The 22,033-nt window shown below is 66.9% G+C and carries 24 protein-coding genes and 1 riboswitch; of the genes, 14 read left to right on the forward strand and 10 right to left on the reverse strand.

Translation table 11 applies throughout. The features are described 5' to 3' along the window. The first annotated feature begins 96 nt into the window (after positions 1–96). Both QFZ65_RS00005 and QFZ65_RS00010 read left to right on the forward strand, forming a co-directional pair. The gene (locus QFZ65_RS00005) at positions 97–411 is read left to right on the forward strand and encodes a helix-turn-helix transcriptional regulator (RefSeq protein ID WP_306907230.1); all 315 of its coding nucleotides are present in this window, start codon (positions 97–99) and stop codon (positions 409–411) included. Beyond that, a complete protein-coding gene (locus tag QFZ65_RS00010; RefSeq protein WP_306907231.1) occupies positions 408–815 on the forward strand; it encodes an SRPBCC domain-containing protein in 408 nt (135 codons plus the stop codon). The genes QFZ65_RS00005 and QFZ65_RS00010 overlap by 4 nt, the downstream gene beginning before the upstream one ends. Before the next feature lie 61 nt (positions 816–876). Here QFZ65_RS00010 and QFZ65_RS00015 read toward each other — a convergent pair whose 3' ends face one another. Together QFZ65_RS00015 and QFZ65_RS00020 are read right to left on the reverse strand one after the other, a co-directional pair. Then, complete coding sequence (locus QFZ65_RS00015) at positions 877–1,716, reverse strand: sugar phosphate isomerase/epimerase (RefSeq protein WP_306907234.1); 840 nt, start codon at positions 1,714–1,716, stop codon at positions 877–879. After that, on the reverse strand, positions 1,713–1,934 hold the full coding sequence (locus QFZ65_RS00020; protein WP_306912453.1) for a DUF993 family protein: 222 nt from the start codon (positions 1,932–1,934) through the stop codon (positions 1,713–1,715). The genes QFZ65_RS00015 and QFZ65_RS00020 overlap by 4 nt, the downstream gene beginning before the upstream one ends. On the opposite strand from QFZ65_RS00020, the gene QFZ65_RS00025 reads away from it, so the two are divergent. Continuing rightward, positions 1,845–2,045: a hypothetical protein gene (locus QFZ65_RS00025; protein WP_306912642.1), complete on the forward strand. Its 201-nt coding sequence runs from the start codon at positions 1,845–1,847 to the stop codon at positions 2,043–2,045. The two genes, QFZ65_RS00020 and QFZ65_RS00025, sit on opposite strands and share 90 nt — an antisense overlap. A 51-nt stretch (positions 2,046–2,096) precedes the next feature. Here the strand turns inward: QFZ65_RS00025 and QFZ65_RS00030 are convergent, their stop codons facing one another. Next, a complete protein-coding gene (locus QFZ65_RS00030) occupies positions 2,097–2,849 on the reverse strand; it encodes a lytic transglycosylase domain-containing protein (protein WP_306907235.1) in 753 nt (250 codons plus the stop codon). A gap of 319 nt (positions 2,850–3,168) precedes the next feature. Further along, positions 3,169–3,258, forward strand: a riboswitch (SAM riboswitch). A gap of 94 nt (positions 3,259–3,352) precedes the next feature. Here QFZ65_RS00030 and QFZ65_RS00035 point away from each other — a divergent pair. From QFZ65_RS00035 to QFZ65_RS00060, 6 genes are all read left to right on the forward strand, one after another. Further along, on the forward strand, positions 3,353–5,017 hold the full coding sequence (locus QFZ65_RS00035; RefSeq protein ID WP_306907237.1) for an ABC transporter substrate-binding protein: 1,665 nt from the start codon (positions 3,353–3,355) through the stop codon (positions 5,015–5,017). Between the two features lie 6 nt (positions 5,018–5,023). Continuing rightward, positions 5,024–5,983 (forward strand): ABC transporter permease, encoded by a 960-nt coding sequence (locus QFZ65_RS00040; protein WP_306907239.1) that lies wholly within the window; start codon positions 5,024–5,026, stop codon positions 5,981–5,983. A gap of 162 nt (positions 5,984–6,145) precedes the next feature. Next, the gene (locus QFZ65_RS00045) at positions 6,146–6,940 is read left to right on the forward strand and encodes an ABC transporter permease (protein WP_373427620.1); all 795 of its coding nucleotides are present in this window, start codon (positions 6,146–6,148) and stop codon (positions 6,938–6,940) included. Positions 6,941–6,953: 13 nt separating this feature from the next. Continuing rightward, complete coding sequence (locus tag QFZ65_RS00050; protein ID WP_306907242.1) at positions 6,954–8,621, forward strand: ABC transporter ATP-binding protein; 1,668 nt, start codon at positions 6,954–6,956, stop codon at positions 8,619–8,621. A 45-nt stretch (positions 8,622–8,666) separates the two neighbouring features. Then, a complete protein-coding gene (locus QFZ65_RS00055) occupies positions 8,667–9,926 on the forward strand; it encodes an acyl-CoA dehydrogenase family protein (RefSeq protein ID WP_306907243.1) in 1,260 nt (419 codons plus the stop codon). Beyond that, positions 9,926–11,353: an LLM class flavin-dependent oxidoreductase gene (locus tag QFZ65_RS00060; protein ID WP_306907244.1), complete on the forward strand. Its 1,428-nt coding sequence runs from the start codon at positions 9,926–9,928 to the stop codon at positions 11,351–11,353. The genes QFZ65_RS00055 and QFZ65_RS00060 overlap by 1 nt, the downstream gene beginning before the upstream one ends. A 56-nt stretch (positions 11,354–11,409) precedes the next feature. Here the strand turns inward: QFZ65_RS00060 and QFZ65_RS00065 are convergent, their stop codons facing one another. The 4 genes from QFZ65_RS00065 to QFZ65_RS00080 all read right to left on the reverse strand — a co-directional run bounded on the left by QFZ65_RS00065 (position 11,410) and on the right by QFZ65_RS00080 (position 14,279). Further along, positions 11,410–11,730: a hypothetical protein gene (locus QFZ65_RS00065; protein ID WP_306907245.1), complete on the reverse strand. Its 321-nt coding sequence runs from the start codon at positions 11,728–11,730 to the stop codon at positions 11,410–11,412. A gap of 194 nt (positions 11,731–11,924) precedes the next feature. Continuing rightward, positions 11,925–12,758, reverse strand: a complete 834-nt coding sequence (locus QFZ65_RS00070) for a phosphatase PAP2 family protein (RefSeq protein WP_306907246.1) — start codon at positions 12,756–12,758, stop codon at positions 11,925–11,927. After that, positions 12,748–13,362 (reverse strand): MarR family winged helix-turn-helix transcriptional regulator, encoded by a 615-nt coding sequence (locus tag QFZ65_RS00075; protein ID WP_306907248.1) that lies wholly within the window; start codon positions 13,360–13,362, stop codon positions 12,748–12,750. The genes QFZ65_RS00070 and QFZ65_RS00075 overlap by 11 nt, the downstream gene beginning before the upstream one ends. A gap of 89 nt (positions 13,363–13,451) precedes the next feature. Continuing rightward, entirely contained in the window at positions 13,452–14,279 is an 828-nt protein-coding gene (locus QFZ65_RS00080; protein WP_306907250.1) for a PRC and DUF2382 domain-containing protein, read from the reverse strand. Positions 14,280–14,639: 360 nt separating this feature from the next. Between QFZ65_RS00080 and QFZ65_RS00085 the strand changes: the two genes are divergently transcribed. The 3 genes from QFZ65_RS00085 to QFZ65_RS00095 are packed head-to-tail and all read left to right on the forward strand — an operon-like array spanning position 14,640 to position 16,506. Then, positions 14,640–15,452 carry a hypothetical protein gene (locus tag QFZ65_RS00085; protein WP_306907251.1) on the forward strand — a complete coding sequence of 271 codons (813 nt, stop codon included), beginning with the start codon at positions 14,640–14,642 and terminating at the stop codon, positions 15,450–15,452. After that, complete coding sequence (locus QFZ65_RS00090) at positions 15,449–15,880, forward strand: phage holin family protein (RefSeq protein WP_306907253.1); 432 nt, start codon at positions 15,449–15,451, stop codon at positions 15,878–15,880. Before QFZ65_RS00085 ends, QFZ65_RS00090 begins: the two co-directional genes overlap by 4 nt. Then, complete coding sequence (locus QFZ65_RS00095; protein WP_306907255.1) at positions 15,877–16,506, forward strand: DUF3618 domain-containing protein; 630 nt, start codon at positions 15,877–15,879, stop codon at positions 16,504–16,506. The genes QFZ65_RS00090 and QFZ65_RS00095 overlap by 4 nt, the downstream gene beginning before the upstream one ends. A gap of 97 nt (positions 16,507–16,603) precedes the next feature. Here QFZ65_RS00095 and QFZ65_RS00100 read toward each other — a convergent pair whose 3' ends face one another. Continuing rightward, the gene (locus QFZ65_RS00100; protein WP_306907256.1) at positions 16,604–17,503 is read right to left on the reverse strand and encodes a glycerophosphodiester phosphodiesterase family protein; all 900 of its coding nucleotides are present in this window, start codon (positions 17,501–17,503) and stop codon (positions 16,604–16,606) included. 153 nt (positions 17,504–17,656) lie between these two features. Here QFZ65_RS00100 and QFZ65_RS00105 point away from each other — a divergent pair, with 153 nt between their 5' ends. After that, positions 17,657–18,862 (forward strand): DUF445 domain-containing protein, encoded by a 1,206-nt coding sequence (locus QFZ65_RS00105; protein WP_306912454.1) that lies wholly within the window; start codon positions 17,657–17,659, stop codon positions 18,860–18,862. 4 nt (positions 18,863–18,866) lie between these two features. On the opposite strand, the gene QFZ65_RS00110 is transcribed toward QFZ65_RS00105, so the two are convergent. Next, a complete protein-coding gene (locus tag QFZ65_RS00110; RefSeq protein ID WP_306907257.1) occupies positions 18,867–19,616 on the reverse strand; it encodes a LamB/YcsF family protein in 750 nt (249 codons plus the stop codon). After that, positions 19,607–20,485, reverse strand: coding sequence for a hypothetical protein (locus QFZ65_RS00115; RefSeq protein WP_306907259.1), 879 nt, complete (start codon positions 20,483–20,485; stop codon positions 19,607–19,609). Before QFZ65_RS00115 ends, QFZ65_RS00110 begins: the two co-directional genes overlap by 10 nt. Positions 20,486–20,666: 181 nt before the next feature. Between QFZ65_RS00115 and QFZ65_RS00120 the strand changes: the two genes are divergently transcribed. Then, positions 20,667–21,977: an MFS transporter gene (locus tag QFZ65_RS00120; RefSeq protein WP_306907261.1), complete on the forward strand. Its 1,311-nt coding sequence runs from the start codon at positions 20,667–20,669 to the stop codon at positions 21,975–21,977. Positions 21,978–22,033 lie beyond the last annotated feature (56 nt).

Here is a 22,033-nt window from a genome sequence, read left to right on the forward strand (position 1 = left end):
CTGCCTGCCGGGCCAAGCGCGGTGCCCCTCGTCCGCCGGCAGCGGTAAGACGCACGCTCCTTGATACTTCGGAAATTTCCGACATATACTCGGAGCGTGCTTCCTGATGTGTTCGGTGCAGTCGCCAACCCTGCGCGGCGCGTCATTCTTGACGAGCTCTGCGAAGGTCCCAGGACGGCGGGGGAACTCACCGGCCTGCTCGAGTTGAGCCGTTCCGCCGCGTCCGAACACCTGGCCGTTCTCCGCGAGGCAGGTCTCGTGCGCGAAGAACGGCACGGCCGCCATCGGCTGTACCACCTCCAGCCGGCGCGCCTCGCCGAGATCGGTGGCTGGGTGAAGCACTTTGAGCGTTACTGGACCCAGCGCCTCGACGCGCTTGCCGAACTTCTAGACGAGGAGAACCCGTCATGACCGAGAACACCATCCGGCTCGAGCGCCACATTCCGCACCCCAGCACAGCCGTGTGGGCTGCGCTCACCACACCGGAACTGCTGGCCCGCTGGTGGGCACCTGGCGACATCAGACCCGCCGTCGGCCACCGCTTCACCATGGACATGGGCCCGTGGGGCCAGCAACAGTGTGAGATCCTCGCCGTGGAGCCCGGCACGTCGATCAGCTTCCTCTTCTCGGAGGGGCAACTGGACACCACCGTGACCTGGCGCCTCGACGCCGTCGACGACGGGACCATCCTGCACTTCGAGCACGCCGGCTTCCGCGTCGATACGCCCTTGGGCCAAAAGGCCTTCGAGGGCATGGGCAACGGGTGGCCGGGCCTGCTTTCCCGGATCGACAGAGTCCTCGCCACGGTGTCCTGACCCGGCTGCGGCGCCGGTGCCCTGGCCCGGCAGGGGCGACGCGGACTGCCGCGGCCGCCGGTCAGGCGTAGGGAAGAACCAGTTCCGCGTACCGCGCCTTCATGGTGGCCAGCGTGCTGTCCCCGTCGGCGTCCCAGATCTCCTGATTGAAGATTTCAACTTCGATGTCGCCGGTGTAGCCGGCGTCACGAACCCAGCCGCCGATGGTTGCGAAGTCGATGACGCCGTCGCCCATCATGCCGCGGGACAGCAGGGCGTCGGCTGCGATGGGCAGATTGAAATCGCACACCTGGTACGAAGCGATCCGGTTTTCCCGGCCCGCGCGTTCAATCTGGGCCTTCAGCTCCGGGTCCCACCAGGCGTGGAAGGTGTCGACGGCGACGCCCACGGCGCGCGCATCGTAGGGGGCGGCCAGATCCAGGGCTTGCTTGAGGGTGGAAATCAGGGCACGGTCCGCCGAGTACATCGGGTGCAGCGGTTCCAGCACAAGACGGACGCCGTGCTCCACGGCGAAGGGGACAAGATCTTCCAGGCGGTCAGCCACACGCTGGCGTGCCGCGACGACGTCCCTCTCCCCCGGTGCCAGGCCTCCGACCACCAGGAAGAGCTCCGTGGTGCCCAGTGCCACCGCCTCCAGGATGGCGGCCCGGTTGTCAGCAAGGGCAGCAGCTTGTCCGGCCGGGTCCGCGGCGGTGAGGAATCCGCCGCGGCACAACGAGGACACCCGCAACCCGGCCTCCCGGATCAGCCGGGCGGATTTGTCCAGCCCGGCCTCGGCGACGATGTCGCGCCAGGGCCCGATCGAGGGAATGCCGGCCCGGACGCAACCCTCCACGGCCTCCGCCAGGCTCCACTTCTTCGTGGTGGCGCTGTTGAGGGATAGGCGGGAAAAGTCGCTCATAGTGCCACTCCGTTGATGCGAAGGAAATCGGACATCCGGAACGCGGCGAGGGCCGGGTCCTGGAGCAGTCCGGCCTGGTCGGCCAGTTCGATCGGATCTGGCGCGAAACAGGCACCACGGTGATCCTGGTGACCCACTCGGTAGCCGAAGCCGTGTTCCTCGCCAATCGGGTCGTCGTCATGAGCCCGCGTCCAGGCCGCATCCTCGAGACGCTCGATGTCCCGCTCGGGACTAACCGCGACTACGGGGAAACCATGGAAAACCCCGAGTTCGTCAAAATCGCCGCAAGGGTGCGTGACCTGCTCGGAGCCACACACGCCGCCGACTGAGCGAGCTACGCCAGGAGGAACCGCCGGCAAGCGCCGGCGGTTCCTCTTTGCTTAATCGGCAGCGCCAGCCTGCGCGGCGTAGGAAGTGGCCTGGCCGCGTACTTTGTCGATGTACGAATCGGACTGGTTGTAGGAGTAGATGGCGTCTGTCCAGCCCCTGGCCGTTGTGAGGTCGCGGCCGCGGGCGCATAGGTAAGAGGCCGCACTCAGCGCGGCGTCGTCAATGTTGAAGGGGTCGGCTTTGCCGTCCCCGTTCCCGTCCCGCCCGGCATACCGCCACGTGGAGGGGATGAACTGCATGGGCCCCACGGCCCGGTCCCACCGCGCGTCACCATCGAGGGCGCCTGCATCCGTGTCAGCGATCGCGGCGAACCCATCGCCGTCAAGGCTGGGGCCTATTATCGGCCCGCTCGCCTGCCCCGCGGCGGTCAGGTGTCCCCCACCGTGCGTTCCGTGGCCGGACTCGACGAAGCCGATGGCCGCCACCGTATTCCAGCCGATCCCGCAGGCCGGAGTGGAATTGTTGGCCGTTCCGGCAGCGGCCACGTAGGCCTGCAGTGCGCGGGCCGGGATGCCGGTCTGAGCCGCAGCCCGGATGATCCACTGCGCGTCCGCGCTCGGGGTTATCTCCACAGCAGAGGTCGTGCCAGTCGGCAGCTCCACCAGTTTGGCTTCCGCCCGCGGCGGCGGGGGCTTAACGCCGCGGGCCTGCGCGCCGGACAACGGAAGCGCCCAGAACAAGAACCCGGTGACGACGCAGCATGCGAACACGGTGAACACTGCCAGGCGTTTCAGACGGAGCACGGGCTACCCACAACCCCGGTGGCCGATATTGATCCGCTGGATGCAGGGCATGCGTCGTATTCCTAAGTTGTTCCGAAGGGAGGCCAACGTACATCATGGCCGCGGGTGCGAAGGCATGCAACTCTGCCGTGGCTTCTGGGGATAAAGCAAAGGCGCCCGGTCCCCCAGCCCGGAATGTCCGACGGCGGCACGCACCTTCTCCTTCGTTTGTTGCAGAACGTGTCGTCATTGTTGGTGAATCGAAGATTATGCACGAAAGTGGACACTGTCCGGGCGTGAAGCGGCCGGATGGGAGCGAAAGCTCCCCGAAAGCGAATTTCCACCATCCAGATCGGCTGAGAGACCTGGCTCGATGACGCCGTAGCAACCACCCTTCGGGGCACGGTGCTAAAGCCAGGACCGATGGCGATTGCCGAGATCCCACGTTCCACCGTGCGCGTTGAGTCCTGCGCCGGGAACGCGGTCGGTCTCGGAGTCCCTTGGTCACGACCGAGAGGATCCCGATGGATACCAACGAAACGCGCACTTCCCCTTCGCGGGCGGCGACGAAGCGCCGGCCCTTGGCCGTGCTGGCCCTGTTGAGTGCCGCGGCCCTGGCCCTGAGCGCCTGCGGCGGCAGCACCGGCGGCGCAGCGGCGGGGCAATCCGCCCGGGACGGCGCTCCGGTCCAGGGCGGCACGTTCGTTTTCGCGGAAGTCACGCCGATCAACAACTTCCAGACCCAGGCAGCACGCTTCTACGAGAAGGCCAACGTGCTGAACAGCGTGCTGGACCGGCTGACGTACTTCGACGCCGAGAAGGGCCAGCTCGTCCCCTGGATCGCCAGCAAGTTCACGGCGAGCGAGGACCAGACAAAGTTCACTTTCACGATCCGCCCGGGAGTCACCTTCAGTGATGGAACACCCCTGGACGCGGCCGCGGTCCAGGCCAACCTCGATGCGCTGGGGAAGGGCATCGAGAGTGCCAAGATCCAGCCGAACGTGGACTTCTCCGCCTACAAGTCCTCGCAGGTCATCGGCGGCGACCAGGTGGAGGTGACCCTGTCCTCCCCCGACGCCAACTTCCTGCGGGCCACGTCCTCCGTCACCGCGGGACTCGTTTCACCGAAGACCCTCACCTTGGACAACGCCGGACAGTCAGCCATCGCGAAAATCTCGGGCTCGGGACCCTTCGCTTTCGAATCCGAAAAGGCCGATGAGGAAGTTGTGCTGGCCAAGCGCGCAGACTACGCCTGGGCTCCGGAAGGTGCTCCGAACCAGGGGGCCGCCTACCTGGATAAAGTCGTCGTGAAGTACCTCCCGGAGGTGGCTCACCGTGCCGGCGCCGTGCAGACGGGCCAGGTTGACCTGGTTCGCGGCCTGCAGCCCGCGGATGAAACAACCCTGGCCGGCAGCGGCAACCAGGTCCTCCCGGCCAAGGGCATCGACCTGACCTCGAACATGGCGGCGGTGCGCATCGGCAACGGCAAGCTGGCCGACGCGAAGGTCCGCCAGGCCCTGCAACTCGGCATCGACCGGCAGTCGCTCAAGGACACCGTGCTCTCCGACAGCTACGAGCTCGCCGGCTCCATCCTGAACCGTGAAGCACCGGACTTCGTTGACCTGTCCGCGGAGCTGGCCTACAACCCGGACAAGTCCAAGAGCCTGCTGGAGGAAGCGGGCTGGGTGCCCGGAGCCGACGGCATCCGGGCCAAGGACGGCCAGAAGCTCGAAGTCACCGTCACGTCGTCAAACAACTCGGTTGTCATCAAACCTGCCTTCGAGCTGATCGAACAGCAGTGGCGGGAGATCGGCGTGAAGCTGGTCAACCGTGCGGCTGACAACACCTTCCTGGCCACGGCCATGAAGGATCCGAACGTGGAGTTCTTCGGCACGCGGCAGTTCGTGTACGGCGGCCTCGGCCCGGTCTTCGGACCGGCGACGAACACCCAGACGCTGAATGCCGACCAGCAGCTCAATGCGCTCTTCGCCGCCGAACGCGCCGCCACCAGCAGCGCCAAGCACAAAGAACTGGTCTCGGACGAACAGCGTGCTCTGGTGGTGGACCAGGCACTGGCACTGGTTCTTTGGGACGAAGTCCAGGTTTACGGCGCCAACGCCAAGGCGCATGTCGACTTCACTTCCGGCACCGCCCCGATCTTCCAGGGCGCCTGGAAGAACAGCAAGTAGCCGATCATGGGCCTCTACGTTGCGCGACGCCTCGGGCAGGCGCTGCTCGTCATCTGGCTGGCGTACACGCTGGTTTTCCTGGCGGTGCAACTCCTGCCCAGCGATCCGGTCACCATCTTCCTCTCGACGGATGCGGCGGCGGATCAGGCAACCGTCGATGCCATGAAGGCCCAATACGGCTATGACCAGCCCCTGCTGGTGCAATACTTCAGCCAGCTCGGGCAGCTGCTCCGGGGCGACGTGGGGTACTCGCTGGCCTCGGGGCAGTCCGTGGCCACGCGCATCGGAGCAGTAGCGGGATCCACGCTGGCTCTGGCCTCGAGTGCGTTCGTGGCGGCCGTCGTCCTTGCTGTGGCCCTCGTGGCTGCCGCGGTGCTGACCCGTTCCAACCTGCTGAAGCGCCTCATCACCAACCTCCCGCCGTTGTTCGCGGCGGTCCCGGTGTTCTGGCTCGGCCTGGTGCTGCTGCAGCTGCTGTCCATCCAGCTCGGCGTGATGTCCCTGTTCCCTGACGGGTCCTTTGCCTCGCTGGCTGTTCCCGTCCTGGTCCTGGCACTCTATGTTTCCGCCCCGATGGCGCAGGTACTGCTCAAGAGCATCACGCACGTCTACGAGCAGCCGTTCATTGATGTTCTGCGGGCCAAGGGCGCCTCCCCCGCGTGGATCTTCTACCGCCATGCGCTCAAGAACGCGGCCGGCCCCGCCATGACCATTGCCGGGATTACGGTGGGGACCCTGCTGGCCGGTTCGGTCATCACCGAGACGGTCTTCGCCCGGTCCGGCCTGGGATCGGTGGTGCTCCAGGCCGTCACGGTCCAGGATGTGCCGCTTGTCCAGGGCCTGGTGCTGCTGACGGCCTCGGCGTTCGTTGCGGTGAACCTGATCGTCGACCTGCTGTATCCGCTGCTGGATCCCCGCATTCTGAAGAGCAGTGCCGCCGGCTCGCCCCGAGCCCTGACCGCTTAAGGCCGAACGGAGAATCTTGTGAGCACCGAGCTAGTAGGAACAGATCCCGGAACCGGGACGGCAGCACACACCCCCGGTGCCGGGAACGACGACGGCGTCAGGGACGGCGCCGTCGGGAACAGCGCCGTCGTTCTCGCCCCGGAAAAACGCCGGCGAACGGCGCTGGGGCCGGTCAGCCTGTGGCTGACCGTGATTCCGTTGTTGATTCTGGTCGGCTGGGCCGTCCTGCCCGGCCTGTTCACCGCGTTCGATCCCATCAGCGGCGTTCCCAAGCAGAAATTCCTGTCTCCAAGCCCGGACCACTGGTTCGGCACTGACCACCTCGGCCGCGACATCTACGCCCGGGTCGTGTACGGCACGTCGCAGACCCTGCTGACGGCCGGGCTCGCCGTCCTGATCGGTTTTGTGGTCGGAACGGCACTGGGACTGCTCGCCGCCACCGCCGGCCGCGCTGCCGATGCCACCACCATGCGCCTGGTTGACGTGCTCCTCGCGGTACCAGGCTTCCTGATCTCGCTGATCATCGTGACCGCATTCGCGCCCGGGCCCATTTCCCTGGGCGTGGGGGTCGGTATCGCCTCGATTGCCGCGTTTGCACGGGTGGTGCGCTCGGAGGTCCTGCGCGTGCGGAACCTGGACTACGTCGAGGCCGCATTCCTTAACGGCGGCTCCTACTGGTCCGTGATCTGGAAGCACATCCTGCCGAACTCCTGCGGCCCGGTCCTCGCGCTCCTGGCGGTTGACCTCGGCGCAGCCATCCTCGCAATTTCCGGCCTCGGCTTCCTGGGTTTCGGAGCACCGCCTCCCACGCCGGAATGGGGGCTGCTGATCTCCGAAGGACGGCAGTACCTGGCACGCGCGTGGTGGATGACGAGCCTGCCGGGCCTGGTCATCGTCATCGCGGTGATGCTGCTGGCCGGTCTCGGACGCCAGCTTCTCAAGTTCTTCCGGTTCTAGTCAGGAGCCCTCATTGAATCCCAACACCGACACTCCCCCCAGCGGAGCCGCCCCCTTGCTTGAAGTGCGGGGATTGCACATCGAGTACGGCCGCGGCCCGGAGGCCGTGACGGCCGCGGAATCCCTCGACCTTGTCCTGATGCCCGGCGAGATCGTTGCCCTCGTGGGCGAATCCGGGTCCGGTAAGAGCACCCTTTCCAAATCCATCATCGGGCTCCTCTCTCCGTCAGCCAGCATCACTGCCGGTTCCATCCGGTTCGATGGAACCGAACTTGCCGGCCTGCCGGAACGCGAGCTGGAGAAAATCCGCGGGCGCCAGATCGGCATGGTCCCCCAGGACCCGGGCGGTTCCCTGGACCCGGTCAAAACGGTCGGATCGCAGGTGGCGGAAGTGTTCCGGCTGCACCCGGAGGCGGGCAAGCGTTCCAAAGCGGAGATCAGGGCGGAGGTCGTACGGCTCTTCGAGCTGGTGGGCATCGACCGCCCGGAAGAGCGCCTGAAGCAGTACCCGCACGAACTTTCCGGTGGACTTAAACAGCGCGTCCTGATCGCCATCGCCTTCAGCCTGGGACCGAAGCTGCTGATCGCCGACGAGCCGACGTCGGCCCTGGACGTGACTGTCCAGCGCCGCGTCCTTGAGGTCTTCAGCAGGCTTGCCCGGGACCGCGGGACTGCGGTCATCTTCGTCACCCACGACCTCGCCGTCGCCACCGACCTGGCTGACCGCATCGTGGTGATGCAGCAGGGAAGGATCCGTGAGGACCGCTCCGTCACCGACATCCTCACCCGTCCCGAGGATGACTACACCGTCAGGCTCCTCGAAGAGGCCTCGCCGGCCGTCCCCAAGGGTGCTCCTGCCGCGGCGGAGTCCGCCGGCGAGCTGCCCGTGGCAGCGATCGAGGTCCGCGGGCTCACGAAGGTCTTCGGCCGGGCAGGCAGCGAACACCGTGCCGTCAACGACGTGAACTTCTCGGTACGCCAGGGGACCACCTTCGCGCTGGTCGGCGAATCGGGGTCCGGCAAGTCCACCACTGCCCGCATGATCATGCGGTTGCTGGACCCGACGTCGGGCAGCGTCCGGGTGCACGGCACGGACGTCACCGCACTGGCCGGCAAAGGCAAACGGGAACTCTGGCGCACCCTCCAGCTGGTGTACCAGAACCCCGACTCGGCCCTTGACCCGAGGCTGACCGTCGGTGACATAGTTGCCGAGCCCCTGGTCAGCTTCCGGATCGGTTCCCGTGCGGAACGCCGCGCACGCGTTGCCGATCTCCTTGACCAGGTGAACCTCCCCGCGCGCGCCGCCGGCAGCAGGACCAAAGAGCTCTCGGGCGGCCAGCGCCAGCGCGTCGCCATCGCCCGCGCCCTTGCCCTCGGCGCCCGGACGCTCGTACTGGACGAGGCCCTTTCCGCGCTCGATGTGCTGACCCAGGCGCAGATCCTGGATTTGCTCGAACGGCTGCAGCGCGACCTGGGATTGTCCTACCTGTTCATTTCCCACGACCTCCACGTCGTGGAACGCGTCGCCCACGACGTGGGCGTCATGAGCCGGGGACAGCTGATGGAAACAGGCCCGACGGCGCAGGTCTTCCGCAATCCGCAAAGCGACTACACGCGCCTGCTGCTCGACTCCAATCCCGGCCACCGGCTGCGCGAGCTCGCTGCCGCCGCTGGCCGCTAAGGGCCCTCACACGAACTTTGAACCACTTCCAACGTTAGGAACGGAATGACAATCTCGGAAGAAGTGCGGGAGCTCAGCGGGGAAGCCCGCTACGCGGAGCTGTCCGCAAGGTTCCGGCCCGTCTTCGCACGCATCGCGGAGGGGTCCTTGGAACGGGAGGCCAACCACGTCCTGCCCTTCGAACCGGTCGCCTGGTTGAAGGAAAGCGGATTCACGACGCTCCGTGTTCCGGCCGGGCATGGCGGGGACCCCGTCAGCTATGAGCACCTGAGCCGGCTCCTGATCGAACTCGCCGCGGCGGACTCCAACGTCTCGCATCTGCTGCGTTCACATTTCTCCTTCGTGGAGACGATCGCCCTGCAGCCCCCCGCCTTCCGCAACCGCTGGTTCCCCCGCGTGCTCGCCGGCGACATCTTCGGCAACGCCGCCACCGAACGTTCCGGAAATGCCCTCGGAACCACGCAGACCAAGCTCCGGCAGGAGGACGGCCGCTGGCTGCTGAAGGGCGAAAAATACTACACAACCGGCAGCATCTTCGCCGACTGGGTGGTCGTCATGGCCAGCACCGAAGGGCACGAGGGGCGCCAGTACGCGTTGGTCCCCGCCAGTGACCCCAACGTCACCATCGTCGACGACTGGGACGGCTTCGGCCAGCCGCTGACGGGCACCGGAACGGCCATCTTTGATGACGTGGTGGTCGACGCCGAGGACATCATCCAGCGCAAGGTCAGCAGCACCCTGGAACCGGCATTCTTCCAGCTCGTGCTGCTTTCGGTCCTCGCCGGGATCGGCCATGCTGCGCTTCGGGACGCCAGCAGCCTCGTCGCCGGACGCACCCGCACCTTCAATACCGGCTCCGGCTTGCCGTTCCGGGACGATCCCCTGATCCAGGAACGCGTCGGGCAGATCGCCGCCGGCGTGTACGCAGCGGAATCCATCGTGGTCGCCGCGGCCCGCGACCTGGATGCCGCCGTCGACCCCTCCCTCGGGCTGGACGCCGAGGATGCTTTTGTCCGCGGCGAACTGGGCGTCCAGAAGGCCCACGTGACCGTCCCCGGCCTGGTCCTGGCCGCTACCAACGAGCTCTTTGATGTCACCGGCGCCTCTTCGACGGGCCGCGGCAAGGGGCTCGACCGCCACTGGCGCAACGCCCGTACCGTCGCCACCCACAACCCGGCGGTGTTTAAGGCGCGATCCGTCGGTGACTACCACATCAACGGCACAATCCCCGTAGGCCTCAACAGCATCGGCGATGCCGTCGCCGGAACGAACGCAACCAACACCACCGAGAAGAGCGATTCCTGATGGGTACCTTTGACGAACGCCCCCGCCTGCTCCTGAGCGCCTTCGTGATGAACACGACCAACCACATCCTGGGCGGTCAGTGGCGGCATCCCGAGGCCCAGCAGCACCGCTTCAACGACCTGCAGCTCTGGGTCGAGCTGGCCCGTGAACTGGAGGAGGCGAAATTCGACACGATGTTTTTCGCCGATGTGGTGGGACTGTACGGGGACCACGAAGGCGGCTGGGCCTCGCTGGTCGAGAAGGGTCTGCAGGTGCCTTCGAACGATCCGCTGGTGCTCTGCTCTGCGCTGGCGGCGGTCACCAAGGACATCGGACTCGCCATGACAAGCTCCGTCATCCAGTCCGATCCTTTCCAGCTGGCACGCCAGATGTCCACGCTGGACCACATCTCCAATGGCCGCGTTGCCTGGAACATCGTCACCAGCGTGCTGGAGAACTCGCACCGGAATTTCGGAAACAGCGGGCTTACTCCCCACGACGACCGGTACGACTGGGCAGAGGAGTACGCCGAAGCCGTGTACAAGCTCTGGGAGGGGTCCTGGGACGACGACGCCCTGCTCGCCGACAAGGTCCGTGGCATCCACGCGGATCCGGCCAAGGTCAATAAGATCAACCACCGCGGCACCCGGTACTCCATCGACGGGCCCCACCTCGTCTCGCCTAGCCCGCAGCGCACGCCGTTCCTTTTCCAAGCAGGGAGCTCTGCCCGCGGCAGGAAGTTCGCCGCGGAAAACGCTGAGGCCACCTTCCTCTTCGCACCGCACGTTGATTATGTGGCCAAGCAAACCGCGAGCATCCGCGCACTCGAGGCGGCCGGCGGCCGTGCGCCCGGCGACGTGAAGATCTTTGGCGGCCTGTCCTTCGTGATCGGCAGCACCGAGGACGAAGTGGCCCGCAAGCAGGCGGAGTACGACGAGTATCTGGACCTCCACTCGATCATCGCGCACATCGGCGGAGGAATCGGCGTCGACCTCGGCGGCCTCCCGCTCGACACTCCGCTCGGGGAGGTCAAGACCGAAGGCGCCCAAGGTGTTCTGGAGGCTGCCATCGCTTCCGTCCCCGGCGGCAATCCCACGGTCGGGGACCTGGCCCGCTACCGCGCCAAGGCCCAGCAGATCGCGGGGACGCCGGAACAGATCGTGGACGAGCTGGAACGCTGGCAGGACGCCGGCATCGACGGGATCAACATCATCAACCAGATCATCCCCGGTTCGTATACGGACTTCATCCAGGGTGTCCTGCCCGAACTGCAGCGCCGGGGTCTTGCCCAGACTGAGTACGCGCCGGGCACCCTGCGCGAAAAGGTCTTCGGCCGGGGCCCGAGGCTCGAGCCGACCCACCCGGCTGCCCGCTATCGAGGCGCTTTCAGCGATCTTTCGGCCGCAGCTACGGTACAGCCGGCCCGCCTGGCAACGGTGGATGCCTGACCCGGGCGCCTAGAGCCGGGCGCCTACTCAGGAGCAGGCCTTGGCGGGGGTCCGCTTCAGCTCTTGAGGCCCACGCCGTAGTTCAGCACCCGGTAGCCCGCCGGGCACCATACCCAGGCCGTCTCCTGGCTCCCGGCGACTTTCCAGTCGCTTTCGACGAATTCGTCGTCATAGGGCCAGAAGTTCTCTTTGCACGCGGCCCACGCCTGATACCAGCCTGTCCCGCCGGAACAGTGTGCAGTGACGTAGGGAAGCCAGACACCGTCGTTGGTCCAGCAGTCTGTAGGCGCGGCCGTCGCAGGCCCGGCACCCAGAGGCAACAGCAACAGGCCAAGCACCGTGGCCGTAAGCGCAATTCGTTTTGACCGTTGTCTCATGGCGGCCCCCCTACAGGCCGGCCCGGTCCTGGCCATCCAGTCCCGATTAGCTCAATCGTAGGAGGCTGCCCGATCACGGGCAAGAGGCGGGCAGGCTCCTGGAATGCACGACGCCGGCCTGCGCCTCCGCCAGGTCGTTTCACGCCAGGAACGGCGCCGGTTCAGCCGAAAGGTGGCATGGAGTTCCGTGGATTTTACGCCCCGGCCGGGGCAGGCGCCCGGTGCTTCCTGCTGGTCAGGTAGAGCCGGTGGGCGGTGATGACCAGCGCCAGCCAGGCCAACCCGAGGATCCAGGCGGCAAGGACGTCGGTGAACCAGTGGTGCCCCAGGTAGACCCTGCTCAGGCCTATCGTCACGGCGAAGGCGGCGGCCAGGGCGGCAGTCCAGATCCTGCTCCGGCGGGACTTGAGGCGGAGTATCACCAGATACGCCACGACGCCGGCAATGACAACCGAATTCAGCGAGTGCCCGCTGGGAAAAGATGCGGAGTATTCGTAAGGGGGCACAGCATCGGCTAGGAGCGGCCGGGTGCGTCCGATGAGCTGCTTGCCTGCAATGGTCATCAGCAGGGAGCCGGCAGCGGCGATGACGATAAGGATCGCCGGCGTCCAGGAGCGACGGCGCAGCGCCAAGGCCACCGTGATGACTGAGGCGAGGATCGGCATACCGATCGTCCCACCGACGTCGGTATACCCGGTGATGATGAGGTTCAAGGCAGGGGAACGGACACTCTTGGCCGCGTCCAGGACGGGATGGTCAAGGCCGGCGACGCCGTCGGCCTCCACCACCGATTCGTATACCTCGGAAAACAAGGCAGTAAGCACGGCGGCGATAAGCGCACCGGCCGCCAGGGTCAGAATCAGTGTTGCATGCGGCCCGAGAACGTTGCTGATTTTTCGGGCGGCCCGGGCGAGGGCCTGCCCGCCGGGGCTGGTCCAGCGGGTGAGATCTTGCTCGCCGACGAATCGGTCTTGGTGCAGTTCGCCCTGCACTCCGGTCGCGGGGGGATCCTGGTGTTCAGTAACCATCAGTTATGTCCAATCCCGCAGAGTCTTGGCCCGTCGCGAAATGCCGGTGCCCGGCCGCGTCCAGCGTACGTTCCGTAGACTGGCCCGGTTGGGCGGGACCCGGTTGCGCGGGACCCGGCTGGGCAGGGCCCGGTTGCGCGGAGCCCGGTTTCCCGGGACCCCCCTGCGGGCCCGGCGACGGACGCTGCAGGGAATCGACGAACCGTGCCAGTTGTTGCTGGAGGATCTCCCACCCCTCGGCGTCCATTGTCGCCGGAAAAGCGTTGACCTCCGACTTGCGGGCGGCATCCAGGGCCGCCGTTCCCGCCTCCGTCAGCTCCACCTGAAGCTGGCGCCGGTCGGTTTCGCTGCGGGTCCTGGTGACGAGCCCCTGGGATTCCAGGCGGGCCAGGACCCTGCCGAGAGTCTGGCTCTGCACGTGTACTTTCGCTGCCAGCTGTTCCTGGTTCAACGGGCGCGGGGCGACAGCCTCCAGGGCGATAACGGCCGCGCGGGTCAGACCCAGGGGTGCCAGGGCTTCGTCCTGGCGGCGCTGAACCAATCGGGCCGCCGTGGCCAGCAGGCGGTAGCTGCCCCGGAGGTTCGGTTCACGATCGCGGCTCATCCGTGATGCCTTCCTGGGTCGGGGACTTGCAAAGCAAAATGAGGGCGGAAGCCAGGGCCAAGGGCGTGGCCCTGGCTTCCCGATGTTGCCTACCGCCGGATGTTGTCGTCACCGTCGGTTTCGATGCGCTCCTTGCGGATCTCCTCATCCACGGTCACGTGGTCCGTGACGGTTTCCTTGTCGAGCCGGACCCGCTCCACCGGAACGGTTTCCTTCTCAATTACAGGGCGCTCCTCGTGGAGGATGACTTCGTGCTCTTCCTCGCTGAGGTCCGGACCGGACAACGCGTCACCGCGGTTGGCGTCCGTGATGGGTTCGCGTTCAATCCGGACTTCTTCGCGCTGCACGGGAACGGTCTGAGTGACGTTTTCCGTGGTGATGTACTTACGCAGCCGGGCCCGTCCGGCGGCCTGCCGTTCCGTGCCGACGTTCAGACGCTCCTCAGAGCGGGTCATGGCGTCATCGGTCGTGGGGCCTGACGTGTCATGTCCCACGGTGCCACGAGCGTCGGTGTCGTAGCCGCCGGCGGCAACTCCCGAGGTACGGTCAGTAGCCGCAAAGTCTGCGTCACGGCCGGTTGTTGCCTCCGTGTAGGTCTGGCCGCCGAGGCCGTAGTGGGCGTAGAGCCGGTCCTCTTCCGTCGGCTCGAGGTGGCCGTCGGCGTCCACCCGGGGGGCGTCCTTGACCTGGTCCTTCGTGTACGGGACAACGAGGTCACTGCCCTCAACGCGGGCACCTTCCAGCGGGACAAAGGATTCCGAGGTGCCGAACAGGCCGGTCTTGACGGTAGCCCAGGTGGGCTGGCCGTTCTCATCGTCCGCGTAGACCTGGCCGATGGATCCGATCTTGGCTCCGTCGGTGGAAACAATGTTTCCGTTGCGCTGGAGCAGGTCGTCGATATGTTCCTTGGCGAGCATGATGTCTCCTTGGATCTGGGATGCGGTTTGGTTTTGCAGCACCTCCAACTGGAAGCCTGCATGACTCCACCATAAGCATGCTTAGTAAGCGTTTGGCAAGCATGCTTACTAATATTCTTTCAAATCCAGGCTGTTTTTGCCGCAGCCGCGGAGGGCGGCGCGGGGTCCCGATCCGCGCCACAGCAGGGTTTGCGGCGCGACGAGGGGGACGGCACCTGAGGACGCAAAAGAAAATTGGGACCAATTGCGTCTTGCGGCGAATAGCAAGTGTGCTTACGATCTACTTAGTAACCATGCTTACTGTTCGATTCAGCACGCTGGTTCTTATTCGCCAGCTAATCTTCCGAAAAGAGAGCAACGATGACAGAGAACCAATGGCCGCAGGCATCAGAGCCTGACTCCACCATTCAGTACACGGGCACAGGAACATCGGTTCCCTCCACAGTGGGTTCCGAATCCAAGAAGGACGTTGCCAAGGACGAGGCGGCGAATGTTGCCGGGCAGGCAGCCGGAGCCGCGCAGAACGTCGCGGAAACGGCCAAGTCGGAAGCCGCCAATGTGGCCTCCGAGGTTAAGACCAACGCCAAGGACCTGCTCCAGCAGGCCAAGTCGGACCTGACGAGCCAGGCCGGGACGCAGCAGCAGAAGGCGGCCGAAGGCATCCGCACGATCTCCTCGCAGCTGCACACCATGGCCGAGGCGCCCGACCAGCAGGGTGTTGCCTCCGATCTCATCCGCCAGGTCGCGGACCGCTCCGCGTCCGTAGCTTCCTGGCTGGAGAACCGGGATCCCGGATCCCTGCTGGACGAGGCGAAGTCCTTTGCCCGCCAGCGCCCGGGAACGTTCCTGCTGCTTGCCGCCGGCGCGGGCCTGCTCGCGGGCCGGCTCGGCCGCAGCCTCCAGGCCGGAGCCCCCGATACCACTGCCACGACGGGGACTTCTGTCCCGCCGCGGCCGCTGGTGGAGCCGGAACTCAGCACCAGTGCAGGCGTCGGCGCACCATTCTATGACGAGACCACCACCGGCCTGCCGCCTTACACCGAAACCGTGTACGGCGAGCCGCCGCTGCCTGGCGCCACCCGGCCGGGCCCGGCGCAGACCCTTCCGGGAAGCACCGGCGCACTCCGCGACGTCAATGATCCGTACATCGAGGGCGAGGGGCGGCACCTGTGAGCAGCCAGATACCGGAACCACCTCCCACGGCGGCTCACGCCAAGGCGGACTCCGCTTCTCTGGGGGAACTCCTGGGTGACGTCACCCGGGACCTCTCCACTCTGATGCGGCAGGAAATCGAGCTCGCCAAGGCCGAGCTGAAGCAGTCGGGCAGCAGGGCAGGCAAGGGCGGCGGCATGCTCGCCGGCGCCGGCGTGGCCGGCCACTTCGTGCTGCTGTTCCTCTCCATCGCGCTCTGGTGGGGCCTCGGCAACCTGATGGGCCTTGGCTGGTCCGCCGTCGTCGTAGCCATCATCTGGGGCATCATCGCCGCAGTGCTCGCGTCCATGGGCCGCAAGGAACTCAAGAGGATCCAAGGCATGCCCCAGACCGTCGAAACCATCCAGGAAATTCCGCCCACCCTGAAACCTAATGAGGACAACCGATGAGTGAAAACCCGGACGCCATCCGCGCCGACATTGAAGCCACCCGCGCACGCCTCGGTACCAACGTCGATGCGGTCGCCGACAAAGTGACACCGTCCAACATCGTCCACCGGCAGACCGACAAGGTCAAAGACGCCGTCTTCGGGGTAAAGGACAAGATCATGGGCGCCGCCGACACGGCAACCAGCAACGTCCACTCCGCCACCGGCAACGCCGGATCCGCGGTGGGAGACGCCCGGGCGTCCATCGGCTCGACGATGGGCGACGCCGGTTCAGCCATTGCCGACGCACCGCACCAGATGGCCGTAAAGGCACAGGGCAACCCTCTTGCCGCCGGTCTGATTGCTTTCGGCGCGGGGCTGCTCGTCTCCTCCCTGATCCCGCCGAGCCGGAAGGAACGCGAAGCCGCCGATGCACTGAAGAGCGCCGCAGAACCGGTCACCACCCAGCTGACGGAGGCCGCCAAGGACATGGCGGAGGGCCTGAAGGAACCGGCACAGGAAGCGGTGGAGAACGTCAAGGCCACCGCCACCGACGCCGTTCAGACGGTCAAGGAAGAAGGCCAGGGCAGCGTTTCGGACGTCAAGGCCAGCGCTACCGACGCCAAGGACCGCGTCCAGAACACCTGAGATTGAGTCCTGCGTGTCGGCGGGCCGCCTCCCAGACCGGGAGGAGGCCCGCCCGCTTTTAACCGGCCCGCCCTCGCGCCGAAGCCGGCGGCCGCGATCAGCCCGGCGGCCTGCTGCCCATGGCGAGCCGGGCGAGGACTTCCGCGGGCCGGTTCGTGGTGATTTCGTGCACGCCCATGTCCCGGCAGAGGGCGATGTCGTCCTCCTCGTCCACCGTCCAGACCCGCAACCGCCGGCCGGAGTCGAGCCAGCGCCGGACAATGCCCTGGTGCCCGCGCAGATATTCGATGCCGGGCCCGGCCATGCCGACGTCGCCCGCGTCAAGGATCCGGACGCTCTCCAAGTGCGCGGACCTCATGACGTTGGCCAGCGCGCCGCCGGTGAGCGCACCGAGGCGCAGTCCTTTGCGGATGTCCGCGACGTCGACGTCCTCAAGGAGCTGGCACAGCGCCTCCGCCGGAACGGACTTGAGCAAATGCTTCATCGCGTCCGGGCTGAAGCTCATGAAGGACACCTTGACGCGTCCCAGCATCGACGTGGCCGGATCCCACCCTTCGGCCCTCAGGACGCCCAGGACCCGGTCCTCGAGCCTGAGCTGGTAGGGGCTCGGGTGCTTGAACTCGATCGCCAGCCCGATGTCCCGGTCCGCCGCCCGGAGGATCGCCAGCAGCTCGACGAGAGTCAGGAACTGCGCCGAGGTGCCTCCGTACTCAGCGGGAATCCGGGCCCCGCGCCAGGAGGAGAAATCCAGCTGGCGGAGCTCGCGGAGGGTCCGGTCGGCGACCGGGCCGGTGCCGTCAGAGGTGCGGTCCAGGTTGGCGTCATGCAAAAGCACGGGGTGCTGGTCACGCGTAAGGTGGACGTCGCACTCGACACCGTCGGCGCCGTCGGCGATGGCCTGCAGGTAGGCCGCGCGGGTGTGCTCCGCGAAGGCTCCGCTCGCGCCCCGGTGGGCGTAGACAAGCGGACGCACGCCTCGGGACTCGTCGGTCGTCATAGAGCCACGTTAGCGGACCGGGCCGGCCGGCAGGCGGACTAGGCTGGGCACATGCAGGTGAAAACTGATCTACCCTCCAGCTCCGCGTCCGCGTCCGCCGTCGAACACCGGTACGCCGCGGCAGATGCCGGGAAAGCCGCGGCGCTCCGGAAGATGAAGCTGCTGGCGGTGTCGCTGCTGATCGCGATGGCCGTCATCTTCCTGCTCGCGTTCGCCCTGCAGAACCAGTATCCGTGGCTCGAATACGTCCGGGCGGCGGCCGAGGGCGGCATGGTGGGCGCCCTCGCGGACTGGTTCGCCGTCACCGCCCTGTTCAAGTACCCCATGGGCCTCAAGATCCCGCACACGGCCATCATCCCGAACCGGAAGGACCAGATCGGCGCGTCGCTGGGCGACTTCGTCGAGACCAACTTCCTCTCCGAGCAGGTGGTCCACGAGAAGCTTGCCTCGATGGACATCGCCCGCAAGGTGGGAACCTGGCTGTCCGGACCGGGGGGCCCCGAGCGCGTGGCCAAGGAAGGCGCCGCGGTCATCCGTGGCGCGTTCACCGTCCTGAACGACGACGACGTCCAGGCCGTGATCGAGAGCATGGTCCGCAAGCATCTGCTGACCCCGCCGTGGGGACCTCCGGTGGGCCGCTTGGCGCAGCGGATCTTCGACGACGGGCACCATCACGCGCTGGTGGACCTGCTGGTCGACCGCACGGTGGACTGGGTCCGGGACAACCACGAGACCGTCAGCAGGCTCGTCACCGACCGCTCCCCCACGTGGGTGCCGAACTTCGTGGACGGTCTCGTGGGCGACAAGGTTTACGTGGAGATCCTGAAATTCACCAAGGCGGTGCAGGACGATCCCCAGCACCAGGTCCGGTTGTCCATCGACACGTACCTGCAGGACCTCGCCCAGGACCTGCAGCATGAACCGGTCATGATCGCCCGTGCCGAAGGGATCAAGTCCCAGGTCCTCGGCGACCCCGAGGTCCGGGAACTGGCCTCCCGCACCTGGGGCACCATCAAGAAGGCGCTGCTTACCGCCGTCGACGATCCGCACAGCGAGCTGACCGTGAAGTTCAAGGCCGCGGTACACGACTTCGGCACACGGCTGGTGGTTGATTCCGACCTCGCCGGCAAGGTGAATAAGTGGATCGGCGACGCCGCAGGCTACCTCGTGAAGACCTACCGCTCGGACATCGCCGCGGTGATCACCGATACCGTGGCGCGGTGGGACGGAGAGGAAACCTCACAGAAGATCGAGCTCCAGGTCGGCAAGGACCTGCAGTTCATCCGGATCAACGGCACCGTGGTGGGTGCCCTGGCCGGGCTCGCCATCTTCACCGTGGCGCACCTGCTGTTCGGCTGAGCCCCTAAGCGAAACTTTCCAGCTCGACGCCGGCCTGCTCCAGGGCCGTACGGACCACGCCGGCCGTGGCGATGGAATCGGGGGCCTCCCCGCCCAGGCGCAGCGATTGCGCTTCCAGCCGTAGCACCGTGCCGTCAACAGCTTCGATCTCGCCCTTCACCGCGAGGCGGACGGCCCGTTCGGCGATCTGCCCGGCGTCGTACAGCACGGAGCCTTCCTGCGAGCGCGGCACAAGGGTACCGTCGGGCAGGTAGCCGCGGTCGGCGAAGGCTTCGGCGAAGACGGGGTGGCCGGCGTCCGCCGCGAGAGCAAGCAGTTCGGAACCCGGAAAGCCAAGCACGGGAAGGCCCGGGTCGTAGGCCTGGATGGCGGCGATCACGGCGGACGCGTGCTCGGCGTCGTTCACCGTCCGGTCGTAGAGGGCTCCGTGCATCTGGACGTAGTCCACGGAGGCGCCGACGGCGTGGGCCACCCCGTCCAGGGCGCCGAGCTGGTACAGCACCGAGCCAAAGAGATCATCGAAGGACATGTCCAGGAACCGGAGGCCGAAGCCGGGAAGGTCCGGGTATCCGATGTGGGCACCCACGCGGACATCGAGCTCGTAGGCCGCGCGGCACGTGTCCAGCATGGTCACCGGATCCCCGGCATGTACCCCGCACGCCACGCTGGCGCTCGTGACAAGCGGGAGCATCGCGGCGTCATCGCCCATGGCCCACGTGCCGAAGGATGCCCCGAGGCCGGCGTTCAGATCCAAGTTCTGCCGCCTTCCGGCCCTGAGTCGTTCCCCGGGCCCAGTCCGTTCTGCGGGCCATTGCGTGTGCCGGCGCCGTTGGGGTTGCCGAGGGCATCCGGCCCGGCAGCGTCCGCGATGCCCCGCAGTTCGCCGGGGATGGTGTCCGGCATCGGCCCGAAGGCTTCCTTGGCGTTGGCGATGACGGCGAGTCCCATCATGCGGTTGCCCACGCCACCCACCACTGCGCCAATGCCGAACGGCAGGGCCCGCCCCAGCAGGGCAGTGCCCTGGCGCTTGAGGAGGTTCCGGAGGAACATCGTCTGGATCCGTTCACGCACCGAGCCGAACCCGGCCATGGGGACCCTGCGGGCGAAGATGGAGCCCCACGCCTGCGTGGGACCCGTGCCCTGCCCGGCGGACTGCGCGCCGAGGGACCCCAAAAGGGCCGTGCCCTCCTCACCGAGCATGATGGCCATGACCAGGGTGCTCGCTTTGTCCGGGTCCACCATCTGCACGCCGTGCAGTTCGGCAAGGGACGTCGCGAACACGGCGGTGGCCTCCAGGAACCCCACGGTGGCCGCCGCCGACAGGCCCAGTGCGGCCACCGTGCCGACGCCGGGAATGACGGCCGTGCCGCCCACGAGTGCGCCGCCGCCGGTGACCGCCAGCAGATAATCACGCTCCAGCTTTTCTGCGAGCTGCGCCGCCGTGGCATGCGGATGCCGCTTCTGCAGCCGCCGGAGGTTTGCCAGCACCAGCGGCCGCTGGATCTCAACCGCCCGCAGGAGCGCATTGTGAACGCCGGGCTTGGGGTTGCCCTCGGCGTCGAACATCACCTTGTGCGCGGACTTCTGTGCCATCTTCATTGCCGGGTTGCTGCGCTTGGCCATCGTTGCCTCTCGTCGGAACCGGAACTGTCGGTAGGTGCTGGCAGCTGACGGCTGCCCTCACGCGTTAACACTAGGCCAAAGCAGCCGCGGAGGCGGACCCTGCCGGCACCCGGCAGGGCGGGCAGGTTCCGGCGCCGCCTTTCCCGGCGAAAAGTGCCGGGCGGGCCCTTAGACTGGGCACATGCGCGCTCCGCGAGCCCTCCGCCCCTTCGCGCACCGGGAGTACCGGGTGCTGATCGCGGCGCTGGCCATCTCCATCTTCGGCTCCGGAATGTGGGCCGTGGCGATGGTTTATCAGGTGCTCCACCTTGGCGGGGGGCCGCTGGAGCTTTCGCTCGTGGCCACGGCCGGCAGCGTGGGACTCGTGGTGTTCCTGCTCGGCGGCGGCATTGCCGCGGACCGGGTCCCGCAGCGGCTCCTGATCATCGGCGTCGAGGGGGCCAACCTGGCCGTCATCGCCAGCATCAGCGGCCTGTCCCTGCTCGGCTGGCTGCAGCTCTGGCATCTGGCGCTCGGGGCGTTCGTGCTGGGCGTCGGGGCCGCGTTCTTCTTCCCGGCCTACTCCGCCATCCTGCCCCGGATCCTCCCGCCCGAGGACCTGCTGGCAGCCAATGGCATGGAAGGGACCATGCGCCCGATCCTGCAGCAGGCGGCCGGGCCCGCCGTTGCCGGCGTCCTGGTGGCGGCGCTTTCCCCGTCGCACGCGGTGACCGGCGTGGCGGCCTGCCACCTGCTGGCTTTCGCAATCCTGAACTTCCTCCGGCCCGGGGCCCGGGATCCGGTTCCGTGCGAGGAGCCTTCCGACGGCGCCGCGCCGGACCGGGTGCACGCCAACTCGCTGCTGCACGACCTCCGTGAAGGCGTGAGCTACACCCTCCGGACGCCCTGGTTGCTGTGGACCTTGCTGTGGGCCTGCATTTCGGTGCTGTTCCTGATCGGGCCGATCGAAGTGCTGATGCCGTTCGTGGTCCGGGACCAGCTGGAGGGCGACTCGCGGATGTTCGGTTTCCTGCTCGCGGTCATGGGCGTCGGGGGCGCGGTGGCTTCCCTCGCCACTGCATCCTTCCCCCTGCCGCGCCGCTATCTGAGCGTGATGATGGTTTCCTGGGGCGCGGGCACCCTGCCGGTCGCTGCCGTCGGGATCATGGACAGTTTCTGGGCCGTGGCCGCAGCCTTGTTCGTCTTCGGCGCCACCGGCGGCGTGGGCATGGTCATCTGGGGAACGCTGCTCCAGCGCCGGGTCCCGCCGCACCTGCTCGGCCGGGTTTCCAGCCTGGACTTCTTCGTGTCCCTGGCCCTCATGCCGGTCTCCATGGCTTTGGCCGGTCCCGCCGCCGGGGTGGTCCCGGTGTGGCTCATCTTCCTCGTCGCAGGCGCGGTGTGCCCGCTCATGGCTGCCGTGGCGATGATCGTTGCGCGGATGCCCCGCGACGAGCTCGCCAATCCGCTGGAGCCAAGCACGAAAACCGGGACGGACCTCGTCGGGAATTGAGGGAGCCTGCCGGGGGCAAAGGCCTCCGGAGCTAGGGCGTCGGAAGCTGACGGAGC

The organism is Arthrobacter sp. B3I9 (assembly GCF_030816935.1).
Lineage (GTDB): Bacteria > Actinomycetota > Actinomycetes > Actinomycetales > Micrococcaceae > Arthrobacter.

What these genes read in the sequence shown, in the direction of transcription:
- QFZ65_RS00070 (WP_306907246.1), bottom strand. Translation starts at nt 12,758, where the DNA reads ATGGTTACTGAACACCAGGATCCCCCCGCGACCGGAGTGCAGGGCGAA.
- QFZ65_RS00035 (WP_306907237.1), top strand. Translation starts at nt 3,353, where the DNA reads ATGGATACCAACGAAACGCGCACTTCCCCTTCGCGGGCGGCGACGAAG.
- QFZ65_RS00075 (WP_306907248.1), bottom strand. Translation starts at nt 13,362, where the DNA reads ATGAGCCGCGATCGTGAACCGAACCTCCGGGGCAGCTACCGCCTGCTG.
- QFZ65_RS00065 (WP_306907245.1), bottom strand. Translation starts at nt 11,730, where the DNA reads ATGAGACAACGGTCAAAACGAATTGCGCTTACGGCCACGGTGCTTGGC.
- QFZ65_RS00055 (WP_306907243.1), top strand. Translation starts at nt 8,667, where the DNA reads ATGACAATCTCGGAAGAAGTGCGGGAGCTCAGCGGGGAAGCCCGCTAC.
- QFZ65_RS00120 (WP_306907261.1), top strand. Translation starts at nt 20,667, where the DNA reads ATGCGCGCTCCGCGAGCCCTCCGCCCCTTCGCGCACCGGGAGTACCGG.
- QFZ65_RS00105 (WP_306912454.1), top strand. Translation starts at nt 17,657, where the DNA reads ATGAAGCTGCTGGCGGTGTCGCTGCTGATCGCGATGGCCGTCATCTTC.
- QFZ65_RS00010 (WP_306907231.1), top strand. Translation starts at nt 408, where the DNA reads ATGACCGAGAACACCATCCGGCTCGAGCGCCACATTCCGCACCCCAGC.
- QFZ65_RS00115 (WP_306907259.1), bottom strand. Translation starts at nt 20,485, where the DNA reads ATGGCCAAGCGCAGCAACCCGGCAATGAAGATGGCACAGAAGTCCGCG.
- QFZ65_RS00080 (WP_306907250.1), bottom strand. Translation starts at nt 14,279, where the DNA reads ATGCTCGCCAAGGAACATATCGACGACCTGCTCCAGCGCAACGGAAAC.
- QFZ65_RS00040 (WP_306907239.1), top strand. Translation starts at nt 5,024, where the DNA reads ATGGGCCTCTACGTTGCGCGACGCCTCGGGCAGGCGCTGCTCGTCATC.
- QFZ65_RS00015 (WP_306907234.1), bottom strand. Translation starts at nt 1,716, where the DNA reads ATGAGCGACTTTTCCCGCCTATCCCTCAACAGCGCCACCACGAAGAAG.
- QFZ65_RS00100 (WP_306907256.1), bottom strand. Translation starts at nt 17,503, where the DNA reads ATGACGACCGACGAGTCCCGAGGCGTGCGTCCGCTTGTCTACGCCCAC.
- QFZ65_RS00085 (WP_306907251.1), top strand. Translation starts at nt 14,640, where the DNA reads ATGACAGAGAACCAATGGCCGCAGGCATCAGAGCCTGACTCCACCATT.
- QFZ65_RS00060 (WP_306907244.1), top strand. Translation starts at nt 9,926, where the DNA reads ATGGGTACCTTTGACGAACGCCCCCGCCTGCTCCTGAGCGCCTTCGTG.
- QFZ65_RS00095 (WP_306907255.1), top strand. Translation starts at nt 15,877, where the DNA reads ATGAGTGAAAACCCGGACGCCATCCGCGCCGACATTGAAGCCACCCGC.